The 13,802-nt window shown below is 72.9% G+C and carries 15 protein-coding genes and 1 riboswitch; of the genes, 10 read left to right on the forward strand and 5 right to left on the reverse strand.

Annotated elements, in window-relative coordinates; genetic code table 11:
• Window positions 1-125: 125 nt before the first annotated feature.
• The 7 genes from eccCa to AB0F68_RS03880 all read left to right on the forward strand — a co-directional run bounded on the left by eccCa (window position 126) and on the right by AB0F68_RS03880 (window position 6,737).
• Window positions 126-4,088, forward strand: a complete 3,963-nt coding sequence (gene eccCa / locus AB0F68_RS03850; protein ID WP_357332799.1) for a type VII secretion protein EccCa — start codon at window positions 126-128, stop codon at window positions 4,086-4,088.
• 68 nt (window positions 4,089-4,156) lie between these two features.
• Entirely contained in the window at window positions 4,157-4,576 is a 420-nt protein-coding gene (locus tag AB0F68_RS03855; RefSeq protein ID WP_357332800.1) for a YbaB/EbfC family nucleoid-associated protein, read from the forward strand.
• A gap of 16 nt (window positions 4,577-4,592) precedes the next feature.
• A complete protein-coding gene (locus AB0F68_RS03860) occupies window positions 4,593-4,886 on the forward strand; it encodes a hypothetical protein (protein WP_357332801.1) in 294 nt (97 codons plus the stop codon).
• 28 nt (window positions 4,887-4,914) lie between these two features.
• Complete coding sequence (locus tag AB0F68_RS03865; protein WP_357332802.1) at window positions 4,915-5,640, forward strand: hypothetical protein; 726 nt, start codon at window positions 4,915-4,917, stop codon at window positions 5,638-5,640.
• A 16-nt stretch (window positions 5,641-5,656) separates the two neighbouring features.
• Window positions 5,657-5,917 carry a hypothetical protein gene (locus tag AB0F68_RS03870; protein ID WP_357332803.1) on the forward strand — a complete coding sequence of 87 codons (261 nt, stop codon included), beginning with the start codon at window positions 5,657-5,659 and terminating at the stop codon, window positions 5,915-5,917.
• Between the two features lie 204 nt (window positions 5,918-6,121).
• Window positions 6,122-6,430: a WXG100 family type VII secretion target gene (locus AB0F68_RS03875; protein WP_151462501.1), complete on the forward strand. Its 309-nt coding sequence runs from the start codon at window positions 6,122-6,124 to the stop codon at window positions 6,428-6,430.
• Window positions 6,431-6,458: 28 nt separating this feature from the next.
• Window positions 6,459-6,737 carry a WXG100 family type VII secretion target gene (locus AB0F68_RS03880; RefSeq protein ID WP_357332804.1) on the forward strand — a complete coding sequence of 93 codons (279 nt, stop codon included), beginning with the start codon at window positions 6,459-6,461 and terminating at the stop codon, window positions 6,735-6,737.
• Window positions 6,738-6,812: 75 nt separating this feature from the next.
• Here AB0F68_RS03880 and mycP read toward each other — a convergent pair whose 3' ends face one another.
• A complete protein-coding gene (gene mycP / locus AB0F68_RS03885; RefSeq protein WP_357332805.1) occupies window positions 6,813-8,054 on the reverse strand; it encodes a type VII secretion-associated serine protease mycosin in 1,242 nt (413 codons plus the stop codon).
• A gap of 58 nt (window positions 8,055-8,112) precedes the next feature.
• Complete coding sequence (locus AB0F68_RS03890) at window positions 8,113-8,454, reverse strand: MarR family winged helix-turn-helix transcriptional regulator (RefSeq protein WP_357332806.1); 342 nt, start codon at window positions 8,452-8,454, stop codon at window positions 8,113-8,115.
• A gap of 228 nt (window positions 8,455-8,682) precedes the next feature.
• Here AB0F68_RS03890 and AB0F68_RS03895 point away from each other — a divergent pair, with 228 nt between their 5' ends.
• A complete protein-coding gene (locus tag AB0F68_RS03895; RefSeq protein ID WP_357332807.1) occupies window positions 8,683-9,351 on the forward strand; it encodes a carbonic anhydrase in 669 nt (222 codons plus the stop codon).
• Between the two features lie 64 nt (window positions 9,352-9,415).
• Here the strand turns inward: AB0F68_RS03895 and AB0F68_RS03900 are convergent, their stop codons facing one another.
• From AB0F68_RS03900 to AB0F68_RS03910, 3 genes are all read right to left on the reverse strand, one after another.
• On the reverse strand, window positions 9,416-10,435 hold the full coding sequence (locus AB0F68_RS03900; RefSeq protein ID WP_357332808.1) for a hypothetical protein: 1,020 nt from the start codon (window positions 10,433-10,435) through the stop codon (window positions 9,416-9,418).
• Window positions 10,436-10,438: 3 nt separating this feature from the next.
• Window positions 10,439-10,570: riboswitch (cyclic di-AMP (ydaO/yuaA leader) on the reverse strand.
• Between the two features lie 154 nt (window positions 10,571-10,724).
• On the reverse strand, window positions 10,725-12,050 hold the full coding sequence (locus tag AB0F68_RS03905; RefSeq protein WP_357332809.1) for a YibE/F family protein: 1,326 nt from the start codon (window positions 12,048-12,050) through the stop codon (window positions 10,725-10,727).
• A 66-nt stretch (window positions 12,051-12,116) separates the two neighbouring features.
• The gene (locus tag AB0F68_RS03910; RefSeq protein ID WP_030504325.1) at window positions 12,117-12,416 is read right to left on the reverse strand and encodes a metal-sensitive transcriptional regulator; all 300 of its coding nucleotides are present in this window, start codon (window positions 12,414-12,416) and stop codon (window positions 12,117-12,119) included.
• A 154-nt stretch (window positions 12,417-12,570) separates the two neighbouring features.
• Between AB0F68_RS03910 and AB0F68_RS03915 the strand changes: the two genes are divergently transcribed.
• Window positions 12,571-12,780 carry a cation transporter gene (locus AB0F68_RS03915; protein WP_357332810.1) on the forward strand — a complete coding sequence of 70 codons (210 nt, stop codon included), beginning with the start codon at window positions 12,571-12,573 and terminating at the stop codon, window positions 12,778-12,780.
• A gap of 35 nt (window positions 12,781-12,815) precedes the next feature.
• Window positions 12,816-13,796: a hypothetical protein gene (locus tag AB0F68_RS03920; protein WP_357332811.1), complete on the forward strand. Its 981-nt coding sequence runs from the start codon at window positions 12,816-12,818 to the stop codon at window positions 13,794-13,796.
• The last annotated feature ends 6 nt before the right edge of the window (window positions 13,797-13,802 follow it).

The following is a 13,802-nucleotide window of genomic DNA, read 5'->3' on the forward strand; positions in this document are numbered from 1 at the left end:
CGCCCCCGTGGGTCCACGGCGCCCCCGGGAGATTACCTACGATGGCGGTCGCACAGGTTGCCCACCCGACGACTCGGGTGCGTCGGCTGAACACGAGCAGGGCCGCTTCTGGGGAGGAGACAAGGTTGAGCACGGTGGTGTTCCGCCGGCTTCCGCGTCAACCGGGGCCCGCGCTGCCGCGCGGGGAGGTGCTGCTGGAGTCCCCGCCCGAGCTGCCGGAGCCGCAGGCCAAGGGCATGGGTCAGGTGCTGATGATCCTGCCGATGCTCTGCGGCGTCGGCGCGATGGCCTTCCTCTACGCCGGTCGCGGCGGCGGCATGATGACGTACGTGGCCGGTGGCCTGTTCGGCGTGTCCATGCTGGGCATGGCCGTCGGCACCCTCGGCGGCGGCAACGACAAGGCCGAGCTGAACGCCCAGCGGCGCGACTACATGCGTTACCTGGCCCAGATGCGCAAGCGCACCCGGCGGGCCGCCGAGCAGCAGCGCGCCGCCATGACCTGGCGGCACCCGGAGCCGGACGCGCTCTGGTCGGTCGCCGCCTCCCGCCGGCTGTGGGAGCGGCGGATCACCGAGGACGACTTCGGCGAGGCCCGGATCGCGCTCGGCCCGCAGCGGCTGGCCGTGGAGATCGTGCCGCCGGAGACCAAGCCGGTGGAGGACCTGGAGCCGATGAGCGCGATCGCGCTGCGCCGGTTCGTCCGGGCCCACTCCAGCGTGCCGGACCTGCCCACCGCGCTGTCGCTGCGCGCGTTCAGCCGGGTCGCGCTGCGCGGCGACCGGGAGCCGGTGCTCGACCTGGCCCGGGCCGCGCTGGGCCAGCTGGTCACCTTCCACGCCCCGGACGACCTCCTCGTGGCCGTGGTGGCCGCGCCCGACCGGCAGCCGGTGTGGGACTGGGTGAAGTGGCTGCCGCACGCCCAGCACCCGGGGCGTACGGACGCGGCGGGCGCGCGCCGGATGGTCTTCGCCAGCCTCGCCGAGGCGGAGGCGGCGCTCGCCAACGAGCTGGGTGGCCGGCCCCGGTTCGCCCCGGAGGCGAAGCCCCTCACCACCGCGCCGCACCTGGTGGTGGTGCTCGACGGCGGCGAGGTCTCGTCGACCTGCGCGCTGATGGGGCCGGGCCTGCTCGGCGCCACGGTGATCGACCTCTCCGGCGCGGTGCCCCGCGACGCCGGCCGCTGGCTGCTCTGCCTGGACGCCGGCGACGGCAGCGGGCTGGACCTGGTCCGCGGCACGGCCACCTCCCGGCTGGGCCGGCCGGACCGGCTCAGCATGGCGGCCGCCGAGGGGCTGGCCCGGCAGATCGCCCCCTACCGGCTCTCCCAGCAGCAGGGCGCCAGCACCGAGGAGCCGCTGGCCCGCAGCATGGAGCTGCCGGACCTGCTCGGCGTCGGCGACGCGGCCACGGTGGACATCCAGCAGACCTGGCGGCCGCGCAGCCACCGGGACCGGCTGCGCATCCCGCTCGGACTCGGGCCGGACGGCAACGTGGTGGAGCTGGACTTCAAGGAGTCGGCGCACGAGGGCATGGGCCCGCACGGCCTGGTCATCGGCGCGACCGGTTCCGGCAAGAGCGAGCTCCTGCGCACGGTGGTGGCGGCGCTGGCCGTGACCCACTCGTCGGAGGAGCTCAACTTCGTCCTGGTCGACTTCAAGGGTGGCGCCACCTTCGCCTCGCTGGACGCGCTGCCCCACACCAGCGCGGTGATCACCAACCTCTCCGACGAGCTGCCGCTGGTCGACCGGATGCGGGACGCGCTGGCCGGTGAGATGAACCGCCGCCAGGAGGTGCTGCGGGCGGCCGGCAACTACGTCTCGCGCTACGACTACGAGAAGGCCCGGGCCGCGGGCGAGCCGCTGGAGCCGATGCCCAGCCTGCTCATCATCTGCGACGAGTTCTCCGAGCTGCTCGCCGCGAAGCCGGACTTCATCGACCTCTTCGTGATGATCGGCCGGCTGGGTCGGTCGCTCGGCGTCCACCTGTTGCTGGCCTCCCAGCGGCTGGAGGAGGGGAAGCTCCGGGGCCTGGACACCCACCTGTCGTACCGGATCGGCCTGCGGACCTTCTCGGCGGTGGAGAGCCGGATCGTGCTCGGCGTGCCGGACGCGTACGAGCTGCCGAACGCGCCGGGCCACGGCTACCTGAAGACCGACACCACCACCATGCTGCGGTTCCGGGCCGCCTACGTCTCCGGCCCGTACCGGGCGCCGGGGCAGGTGCAGCGGTCCACCCGGGCGCAGGTGCAGCGCCGGATCGTCCCGTACGGCATCGACTACGTGCCGGCGCCGGCCCTGCCGAGCCCGGCCGAGACCGCGCCCGAGCCGGAGCAGACCGGCGACGGCAAGGCCGTGGCCATGCTGGACGTGCTGATCGACCGGCTCCAGGGTCGGGGCCGCCCGGCACACCAGGTCTGGCTGCCGCCGCTGGCCGAGCCGCCGGCCCTGGCCGAGCTGCTGCCCCCGCTGACCGTGCACCCGACGTTCGGCCTGACCACCGCCAACTGGCCGGGGCGCGGCCGGCTCACCGTGCCGGTCGGCATCGTCGACCGCCCGTACGAGCAGCGCCGCGACCCGATGATGGTGGACCTCTCCGGGGCCGGCGGCAACGTGGTGATCGTCGGCGCCTCGCTGAGCGGCAAGAGCACCATGCTGCGCACGATGCTGGCCTCGCTGGCGCTCACCCACACCCCGCGCGAGGTGCAGTTCTTCTGCCTCGACTTCGGCGGTGGCGCGCTGCGCAGCCTGGACGGGCTGCCACACACCTCGGGGGTGGCCGGGCGGCGGGACGTCGAGGCGGTCCGCCGGACGGTGGCCGAGGTGGTCGCCGTCATCGACGAGCGGGAGAACCGGTTCACCCAGCACGGCATCGACTCGGTGGCCAGCTACCGCCGGCGCCGGGCGGCGGGCGAGTTCGCCGACGACCCGTTCGGTGACGTCTTCCTCGTGGTCGACGGCTGGAACACGCTGCGCCAGGAGTACGAGGAGCTGGAGCAGACCATCACCAACCTGGCCAACCGCGGGCTCGGTTTCGGCGTACACGTGGTGGTCACCGCCGTGCGGTGGGCGGAGATCCGGATCAACATGCGGGACCTGCTCGGCACCAAGCTGGAGCTGCGGCTCGGTGACCCGGCCGAGTCGGAGATCGACCGCCGGGCCGCGCAGAACGTGCCGGGCGGCACGCCGGGTCGCGGCCTGACCCGCGACAAGCTGCACTTCCTCACCGGGATCTCGCGGATCGACGGCAAGCGCGACATCGAGGACCTCACCGAGGCGTCGGTCGCCCTGGCCGGGCATGTGGCGGCCAACTGGCCGGGCCGCCCGGCGCCGAAGGTGCGGCTGCTGCCGCGCAAGCTGGCGGTCAGCGAGCTGGCCAAGGTGGTGGACCGGTCGGTCCCGGGCATCCCGATCGGCGTCAACGAGTCGGCGCTCGCCCCGGTCTACCTGGACCTGACGACCGAGCCGCACCTGACCGTGTTCGGCGACGCCGAGTGCGGCAAGACCAACCTGCTGCGGCTGATCGCCCGCGGCATCGCCGAGCGCTACACCCCGGCCCAGGCCCGGCTGGTCATCGCCGACTACCGGCGCGGCCTGCTGGGCGCGGTGGAGGGTGACCACCTGCTCGACTACGCGCCGTCCAACCAGGTCTTCAGCCAGGGCCTCGGCTCGATCCGCAGCGCGTTGCAGAACAGGCTGCCCGGGCCGGACGTGACCACCGCCCAGCTGCGCGACCGGAGCTGGTGGAAGGGGCCGGAGCTCTACATCCTGGTGGACGACTACGACCTGGTCGCCTCCGGCGGCAACAACCCGCTCAGCGCCCTGCACGAGCTGCTGCCGCAGGCGCGGGACATCGGCCTGCACCTGATCATCACCCGCCGGGTCGGCGGCGTGGCCCGGGCCCTCTACGAGCCGGTGCTGCAACGCCTGCGCGAGCTGGACTCGCCGGGCCTGCTGATGTCCGGCAGCCGCGAGGAGGGCGCCGTCTTCGGCAACCTGCGGCCGAGCCCGCAACCGCCGGGCCGGGGCACCCTGGTCCGCCGCCGGGACGGCCAGCAGCTCATCCAGACCGCCTGGACGGAGCCGGCCTGACGGGGCGGACGTCGGATGACCGGGTCCGGTAGCGTCGGCCCGACCGTCAAGCTGAGGGAAGGACAGTCGTGAGCACCTCGTGGGGTTACGGCGGCGCCGGCGGCGCGATGGAGAATCTGCTGCGCCAGGCGCAGGAGCAGCAGCGCCGGCTGGCGGAGTTCCAGCAGCAGCGCGCCGAGCTGCGGGTCACCGGCGAGAGCCCGGACGGCCTGGTCCGGGTGACGGTCGACGGTGACATGAAGGTCGGTGGCATCGAGATCAACGCCCGGGCGATGCGGCTGGACAGCTTCACCCTGGCCGAGTCGCTCCAGGCCGCGATCGACGCGGCGTACGCGACCTTCGCCGAGCGGCAGCAGGAGTTGACGGCCGAGATGCTCGGCGGCTCGGACCTGGTCCGCCGGGCGCAGGAGGGCACCCTCACGCCGGAGGACTGGTTCCGCCAGTTCGGCGTGGACCTGACCGACCCGACCCGCGGCCTGCGCCGCTGACCAGGGAGGAGACGCGGTGGCGAACAAGGTCGACGTCGACGCGATTCGCAAGGCGAGCAAGAAGCTCGACGCCCCGGACGGCCCGATCCAGTACCTGCGCAACGTGCAGACGCTGCTGGAGAGCGTGAAGCTGCCGGACGGCGCGCTGACCCTCTTCGGCGGCGCGACCGTGCAGGCGCACAACGCCTCGGTGGACGGTCACCTCAAGAACGTCAGGACCGGCATCGAGCACCTGCACAGGGCAGCCGAGCAGCTGGAGCAGACCGCGAAGAACTGGGAGAAGTCGGACCAGCCGTGGGTGGTCAAGTGACCGGCCGGGTGGACGGGGAGGGCAGCTGATGTCAGAGATCCTGATCGCCAACGCGGCCGGCACGGTGACCGGCACGCACACGGTCGCCGCCGCGACGGCGCCGGTGCGCGGCCTGCTGCCCGCGGCCCGGGCCAACTGGATGTGGCTGGTCTTCGCCGGCGCGCTGGGCGCCGCCATCGCCTACCTGGAGACCTTCGACAACGACGAGGTCAACAAGTCCATCAAGGAGTGGGGCGACGCGGCGCGGCTGCTCGGCGGCGACCAGTTCGGCGCGGCGTTGGAGCAGGTGCCGCCGTCGGACAGCGAGTGGGACTTCGACGACCGGGACGCGTTCGACCTCTTCCTGCGCAAGCTCAGTGCGGAGATCAACTCGCTGGCCGAGGCGTTCAACGCCAACAAGGACACCCTGACCTCGGCCCGGGACGCCTTCAACGACGCGGTGAACGCGCTGGTCGACGCGCTCATCCCGATCCTGATCGCGGTGATCGTGTCGGTCGCCCTCCAGGCGTTCCCGCCGACCGCGCCCATCGCCGAGGCGATCGGCGTGGCCGGGATGGTGGCGAGCGCGGCGATCCTGGCGCTGGTCTTCGGCGACATCAGCGCGGTGTTCTCCGCCGTCATGGCCGGCTTCCAGGGCAACGACCGGTTCGCCTTCGTGTCGGACTCCCGACCCGGCTGGGCGGCCACCGGCCAGGACCCGGACATCAAGGACATCAAAATCGACTGGGTGCAGGACTCCAAGTTCTACCAGTGACGGGAAGGGGCCCGAGATGACCCTGGTGCTCTTCGTGTACTTCCTGGTGGCCGTGCCGGTCTTCATCGGGCTGGCGCTGGTCGCCCAGTTGTCCCGCGCCGCGTGGGCGAAGCGGGCCAGCGAAGTGGTGTTGCTCACCGGCGTCGCCGCGCTGATTCCGGTGGTGCTCGACCGGGCGCTCGACAAGCCGGTGCTCTGGCTGTTCGTGGCGCTGCTGGCGGTGGTCCTGGTCTTCGGCGCGGTGATGCACGTCAGGTCGTATCGACGGCCGTCCTGAGCCGCCGCTGGCGCCGGCGACCGTCCACGTCGTACGGTCCGGTGCGTCGGACGGCGTTGTGCGCCATGGGGAAGCAGGGCTGCGCGGATTGGACGTCGTCCGCTACGGTTCGGTTGAAGTGTCCGTCGGTGGGGTGTGACGCCTTGCCGCGGGGGAGGGGCGCGGCGGATCCGCCGCCACAGAGATGACGGAAGGGTGTGAAGCATGGCGTTCGAGGTCAGTGCAGCGAGCCTGCACACCGCCGCGAGTGACGTGCGGTCCACGCGCAGCGACGTCGACGGTGAGCTGAAGAAGCTGTGGAACGTCGTCGACGACCTGGCCATGGCCTGGAAGGGCGGGGCGTCCACGGGTTTCCAGAACCTGATGCTGCGTTGGAACGAGGACACGAACAAGCTGCTGACGGCGATGGACAACATCGCCGACCTGCTTGACAAGTCGGGCACGACGCACCAGGTCAACGACGAAGAGCAGCAGCAGATGCTGGACAAGTTCCACTCTGCTCTCAACCCGTGATCCGCGAAGACAGGCAGAGGAGGAATCGATGAGCATCAAGGTTGACTACGCTGTCCTCGAAAGCAGCAACCAGCAGATGCAGGCCATCTCGCGGACCATCGACGAGAAGCTTGACACGCTGCGCTCGATGCTGACCAAGCTCGAGTGGGAGGGCCAGGACCGCGTCGCCTACGAGCAGCACCAGGCTCAGTGGGACGTCGCCGTGCGGGACATCAACAAGGTCCTGAACGAGATCGGTGGGGCCGTGGGCATCGCCCGCGAGAACTACATGACCACCGAGATGAGCAACTCCAAGGTCTGGGGCTGACCCGACCGACCCGCTGCGGCTCCGCTCCGGCTCACGCCGGGGTCGGGGCCGTGGTGCTTTTCCGGGCCGGCTGGGTCAGGCGTCCTGCGGCGCGGTGCGGCGGCCCGGGCGCCAGCCCCGCCGGCGACCCCGGACCAGGATCGGCCGCAGCGCCAGCAGGACACCGGCCAGCAACGCGCCGACCAGGGCCGCCCAGATCGCCACGGTGCGCTGCCAGGCCAGCGGGTCGGCGTGCGGTGCCGGTGCCGGCATCGCACCCAGCGGCGGGTCGGTGCGGGTGCCCAGCAGGCTGGTCACCGCCCGATAGGGGTTGACCACCCCGTATCCGACCAGCGGGTTGTGCCCGTCGGGCGGGTTGTCGGCGGTGCGGGTGAGCCGGAACGCGACGTCCTTCGGGGTGATCTCCGGGTGCGCGGCCCGCACCAGCGCGGCGACCCCGGAGACGTACGCGGTGGCGAAGCTGGTCCCGCCCTGCGGCTCGGCCCGGTAGCCGGCGCCCTGCGGGGCGGGGCCGACGATGTTCAGGCCGGGCGCGGCGATGTCCACGTAGTCGCCGGTGACCGAACTGCCGACGTGCCCGCCGTTCTCGTCCACCCCGGCGACCGCGATGACCCCCGGGTACGCGGCCGGGTACGCCGGCTGGTCCTGCTGGTTCTCCTGCCGGTTGCCGGCGGCGGCCACCAGGATCACGCCCTTGTCGAGGGCGTAGTCGACGGCCTCCTTCAGCGCCGGGTCGTCGAGCGTCACCAGGGACAGGTTGATCACGTCGGCGTCGTGGTCGACCGACCACCGGATGGCGTGGCCGATCTCCGCCGGGATGGACTCGTCGAAGGCCCGCTGGTTGTCGGCCAGCACCCGGACCGGCAGGATCCGGGCCTCCGGCGCGATCCCGGTGTACGGCGCGCCGGTGCCCTCCCGCCCGGCGATGATGCCGGCGATCATGGTGCCGTGGCCGACCAGGTCGCACTGCCCGTCGCGCTTGGCGAGCTGGTTGAAGTCCTCGCCGGAGAGCACCCGGCCGCGCAGCAGCGGGTGGTCGGGCGAGACGCCGGAGTCGATGACCGCGACGGTGACGCCCTGCCCCTTGGTGACCCGCCAGGCCGCGGCCGGGTCGAGCCGGTTGAGCGCCCAGGGCGCCGCCGTCGGAGCGGGGCCGCCGGACGGGCCGCCGCACTTCGGGGCCGCAACGGCGGGTGCGGGCACCGCCAGCGTGCCGCCGAGCAGGGTGGCCACCGCCGCTCCGAAGAGGACGGATCGGATCCGGTGCCCGGTACGGACGTGCTCAGTCGTCCCGTCCGGCCGCAAGCTGTCGCGCACGCGGTGAGATTACCGTCGCCGCGCCGTCCGTGCGGTGACGGGCGTACGCGGGGAGCGGTCAGCTCTCGGCCGCCGGCTCCGCGACCTGGTCGGCGGTGAAGAGGGCGAGCAGGGCACCCACCTGTTGATCGGCCTCGGCCGGGTGCCGGAAGTGCCCGTTGGGGTTGATCGTGTACTCGTTGCGCCGGCCCACCCGGGTACGACGGAGGTAGCCACCGGCCTCCAGGTCGGCGACGATCGCCTGGGCGGCCCGCTCGGTCACCCCCACCTCGTCGGCCACGTCCCGCAACCGCGCGGTGGGGTTGCGGGCGATGGCCAGCAGCACGTGCCCGTGGTTGGTGAGGAACGTCCAGTTCCGGCCGCTCCCGTTCTGGCCCGGTGTCGTCGCCATGGTGGTCATGGTATGGCCCCGCCTCCCGGTCCCGCCCGGGGCCGGCGTCCGCCGCGGGGCCGGGCGTGCGCGGCGGGGCCGGGGCAGGAGCCGCCGTCAAGGGTGGTGTGACGTATGAAATGCGTATCACGTAAATCTTGACGTGGGTTGGGCTGCGTGTGACCGTGGGTGGCGAGGCCGCCTCCGTCGCCGGCCGGCTGACCAGGTCGTTTTCGCGCGAGGACGAGGTGAGGCTCAGTGCCGCTGACCACTCCCGAGCAGGCGCTCGCCGAGCTCTACGCCGGTAACCGCCGGTTCGTCACCGGCGTCCCGCGCCATCCCAACCAGGACGCCGACCACCGGGCGGCGGTCGCCGACGGGCAGCATCCCTTCGCGGTGATCGTCGGCTGCTCCGACTCCCGGCTCGCCGCCGAGATCATCTTCGACCGCGGCCTCGGTGACCTCTTCGTGGTCCGCACCGCCGGCCACACCGCCGGCCCCGAGGTGCTCGGCAGCGTGGAGTACGCGGTGACCGTGCTGGGCACCCCGCTCGTGGTGGTGCTCGGCCACGACTCGTGCGGCGCGGTCCAGGCCGCCCGAGAGGCGGTCCGCACCGGCAACTCGCCGCCCGGGCACCTCGGCGCGGTGGTGGACGCCGTCGCGCCCAGCCTGCTCCGGGCCACCCGGGAGGGTGTCGAGGACCTCGACGCCATCGTCGACATCCACATCGCGCAGACCGTGGAGGCGCTGCTGGCCCGGTCCGCCGTGCTCGCCGAGGAGGTGTCCGCCGGGCGGTGCACGGTGGTCGGCCTGTCGTACCGGCTCAGTGCCGGTGAGGTGCGCACGGTGGCGCAGGCCCCGGCCGGCACGTCGGCCGCGCCGGTGCCCGCCCCGGCCGCGCCCGCCGACCCGGCGCTCGCCGGCTGACCGGTTCGGAAAAACGTCGAGGCCGGCCCGCGCGTCGCGGGCCGGCCCTCTTCGGCGTACGTCGTCAGAGCAGCGACATGTGCACGTGGTCGGTGTGGTCGGAGGGTCCGCTGTAGGACTTCCAACCGGTGGCCGGGAACCAGATCTGCCGGTTCCAGATCACGTAGTAGATGCCCAGCCGGTCGGCGTTGCGGATGAGGAAGGCGGCGACGTTGTTGCCGTACATCCGCTGGTCCTTGGTGCGCCAGGAGGAGAAGCCGCTCTTCTGCAGCGACCAGTCGCAGGCCCGGCCCTTGGGATGCTCCCACGGCCCGCCCGGCCGGTAGCAGCCCACGAAGCGGTTGAAGCCGGCCCGCTTCACCTCCTTGTACGCGTGCAGCGTGCGCGGAGTGATGCAGCCCGACGTGGTCGGGTCGTCCTCGCTGCACGACTCCGGCTTCCAGTCGCCGTCGGCGGTCCGGCCGGGGCCGACCCGGGCGACCGGTGAGGTGGCCGCGACCAGGCCGCCGGTGAAGCCGAGCCCACCGACCAGCTTCAGCGCCTTCTCGGTCTCGGCCTTCTCGCGGGCCATGGCGTTCTTCTGCTTCTCCTGCTCGCGCACCTCGGCGTCGAGCGCGATCTTGGCCTGCTCGGCGCGGGTCTTCGCGGCGTTGATGGCGGCGAGCCGCTGCGCGTTGAACAGGTTCAGCTCGTCCAGCGCGGACGCCCGCTGCACGAACGAGTCCGGCGAGTTGCTCTCCAGCAGCATGGCCATGGCGCCCATCCGGCCGGTCCGGTAGGACTGCGCCGCGATCTGGGTCACCTGCGGGCTCAGCGCGTCGAGGTCGTTCTGCGCCGCCTTCACCTCGAGGGCGAGCTGGAGCTGGCGCTTGCGCGACTTGTCCAGCTTCGCCTTGGCCTGCAGGTAGGCCCGGTTGGCGGTGTCGATGGCCTCGGTGATGAGGGGGTCGTCGTCGTCCTCGGAATGGCCCGAGGGGGTGGGGGTGGTCGGAGCCGCCGTCGCCGGGGTCGGCCCGGCCAGCACGGTGAGCGCGGCGAGCACGGCCACCACGGGAGTCAGCCAGCGGCGCAGGGGTGCCGTCACAGTGTTCCCTTCCGTCGGCCGCCGACCGGGTTAGCTGCCGGGTTCGGGACGGAAGTGGCCCCTACCGCTCGCGCGGATTCACCCCATGTACCTGGTTCCCCGGCTCGCCCGCGGGCGATTGGGCGGCGGCACCGCTGGCGCCGGTGCGCGCCTTCAGCGGTGACCGGCAGCGAGGTTACCCGAGAGTCCTCCCGGTGTTCTACGTCCGGAAGCCGACCAATAGCGAGAATTCGTCCTCGCCCAGCGTGACCAGGATCGCGTTTGGGATCCGTCGTCACGCTGCGGAGTGTCACCATGCGGCCTCCGTGCTCCTGTCGCCGCCGGGCCACCCTCCGTCGCGCGGCCCGGGCGTCCCGCCGAGTGCCTCCAGCGCCTCGTCCCGCCCGGCCGGCGGCCGCGGCGCGGGCGGATCCGCCGGCCGCGCGGTGGTCCCGCGCCGCCCGGCGGCGGTGACCACCGCGGCCAGTCCGGTGGTCAGCGGTACGGCGGCGATCAGGCCGAGCGTGGCCACCGCACTGCGGACGATCTCCTGGGCCATGAACTCGCTGGTGAGGATCTCGCTCACCGGTCGGGAGTCGGCGACGAGCAGGAGCAGCAGCGGCAGCGAGGCGCCCGCGTACGCCAGCACGATGGTGTTGACCGTGGAGGCGATGTGCGCCCGGCCCACCCGGGTGGCCGCCCGGTAGAGCTGCCGACGGGACAACGCGGGGTTGGCGTGGGCCAACTCGGTGACGGTGGCCGCCTGGGTGACCGTCACGTCGTCCAGCACGCCCAGTGAGCCGATGACGATGCCGGCCAGCAGCAGGCCGTGCAGGTCCACGTCGCGCTGGAACATCGACAGGGTGGTGGCGTCCTCGCTGCCGAAGCCGGTCAGGTGGGTGGCGGCCGTGGCCAGGGTGCCGAGCACCCCGGTCAGCACCAGGCTGCCGAGCGTGCCGAGCACCGCCACCGAGGTCTGCGTGGTGACGCCATGGGTCAGGTAGAGCACCACGAACATGATCAGCGCGGCGCCCACGATCGCCATCAGCAGCGGCGACTGGCCGGCGCCGATCCCGGGCAGCACGAAGCCGAGCAGGATGGCGAAGCTCGCCACCAGCCCGCCCAGCGCGGCCAGGCCGCGCCAGCGGCCGAACGCCACGATCGCCACGGCGAAGAGCACCGCCAGCCAGACCAGCGGTGTGCCGCGCTGGTGCTCGGCGATGTTGTAGCTCTTGACCGCCGGGTCGGCCGGGTCGGTCAGCTCGACCAGGACGACCTTGTCGCCGACCTCGACCCTGGGCGCGCCGGGGCCGGCCGGTAGCGGCGTCTCGACCTGCCGGCCGGCGTCCGGACCCTGCTCGGCCGCGACGGTCACCGTCCCGCACGGCCCGGCGGAGCCACCCGGACCGCCCTCCGGCGCCTCCGGGGTCGGCGGGCAGGGCTCGGTCACCACCCGGGTCACGGTGCCGTGGTAGCGGGGCAGGGCGGGCGCGTCCGCGGGGTCCCGGTCCTGCCGGGGCCAGAGCACCAGCGCGGCGACCACGGTGATCACGAAGAGCGGCACCACCGTCGCGACCAAAATCCGTCGTACCCCCGGCGGGGCGGACGGAGCGGGACGGGTGTGGTCGGCGCCCATGGCGTCTCTCCCAACGATTCGCGACGGGATACGTGTCACCGGGCCGGCCGGTTTACCGGGTGCGGGTCAGCCGCGCTTCATGAGGCGGCCGACGGCGGCCATCATCTCGCTGGCCATCTCGTCGGCGCGGCCCTCGGCGGCGCCCTCGTGCATGCAGTGCCGGGCGTGCCCGTCCAGCAGGCCGAGGCCTACCTTGTCGAGCGCGGCCTGGATGGCGGAGATCTGGGTCAGCACGTCGATGCAGTAGCGGTCGTCCTCGACCATCTTCTCGATGCCGCGGACCTGGCCCTCGATGCGGCGGAGCCGCGCGAGCAGCTGGTCCTTGCTGGCGGTGTAGCCCCGGGTCGGGGTCGTCGGTGCGGTCATGACGCCAAGGATAGCGTACCCCTCGGGGGTATGGTACGGTCCTCGCTGTGGCCGATACCCCCACCGGGTAACGGTAACGCCAGAGTGGGAGCCGTCTCTCCTCCGACTACCCCCCGGGGGTATAGGATGAGAGGCGCGGGAAGGGAGATGCACGATGCTCACCACCACGTACCAGGTGCAGGGCATGACCTGCGGGCACTGCGTCAACTCGGTCAGCACCGAGGTGAGCGCGCTGCCGGGCGTCACCGACATCCAGGTCGACCTGGCTTCCGGCCGGGTCACCGTCACCAGTGAGAGCCCGTTGGACACGGACACCGTCCGCGCCGCCGTGGACGAGGCCGGTTACGACCTCGTCGGGGCGTGACGGGTCCGCGGACCCGAAGAAACCGAGGTACCACGATGAACACGGCGACGAAGCTGAGCGGCTTCGCCCTCGGGCTCGCGGCGGTGTTCGGCACGGCGTACGGGGTCGGTCACCTGGCCGGCCCCGTCACCCCGGCCGCCGAGACCCGCCACGACGCCACCGACGCCGGCCACGACTCCGCCGGATCCGACCACGGCGACGGGGGCCACGCGGCCACCGCCACCCCCCACCTGCCCGGCGGGCTGCTCGTCTCCGAGCGCGGCTACACGCTCCAGCCGGTGACCGCACCGGCGGGCGAGTTCGCCTTCCGGATCACCGGCCCGGACGGCCGGCCCGTCACCTCCTACGACGTCGCGCACGACAAGCGCATGCACCTGATCGTCGCCCGCCGCGACCTCTCCGGCTTCCGGCACGTCCACCCGGAGCTGGCCGCCGACGGCACCTGGCGGGTCGCCTCGCCGCTCGCCGGGCCCGGCGTCTGGCGGGCGTTCGCCGACTTCACCCCGACCGGCGGCGAGCCGCTCACGCTCGGGGTCGACGTCACCGTCCCCGGCGCGCTGGACTCCCGGCCGCTGCCCGCGCCGGCGACCAGCACCACGGTCGACGGCTACACGGTCACCCTCAGCGGCGCGCCCCAGCCCGGCCGGACCAGCCGGCTCACCCTGACCGTCAGCCGCAACGGCCGACCGGTCACCGACCTCCAGCCCTACCTGGGGGCGTACGGGCACCTGGTGGCCCTGCGCCAGGGCGACCTGGCGTACCTGCACGTGCACCCGGAGGGCACGCCCGGCGACGGGCGGACCCCGGCCGGGCCGGCGGTCACCTTCGCCGCCGAGGTGCCCTCGGTCGGCACGTACCGTCTCTACCTGGACTTCCGGCACGGCGAGGCGGTGCACACCGCGGAGTTCACCGTTGTGGCCGGGGACCAGACCGCGCCGGCGCCCACCGCGCCGGCCCCCACGACCGCACCGACCCCGGATGCCGGCCACGGCACCCCGGGGCACGGGCACAATTGACCGGAG

The sequence above is a fragment of the Micromonospora sp. NPDC023966 genome (assembly GCF_040639095.1).
GTDB lineage: Bacteria > Actinomycetota > Actinomycetes > Mycobacteriales > Micromonosporaceae > Micromonospora.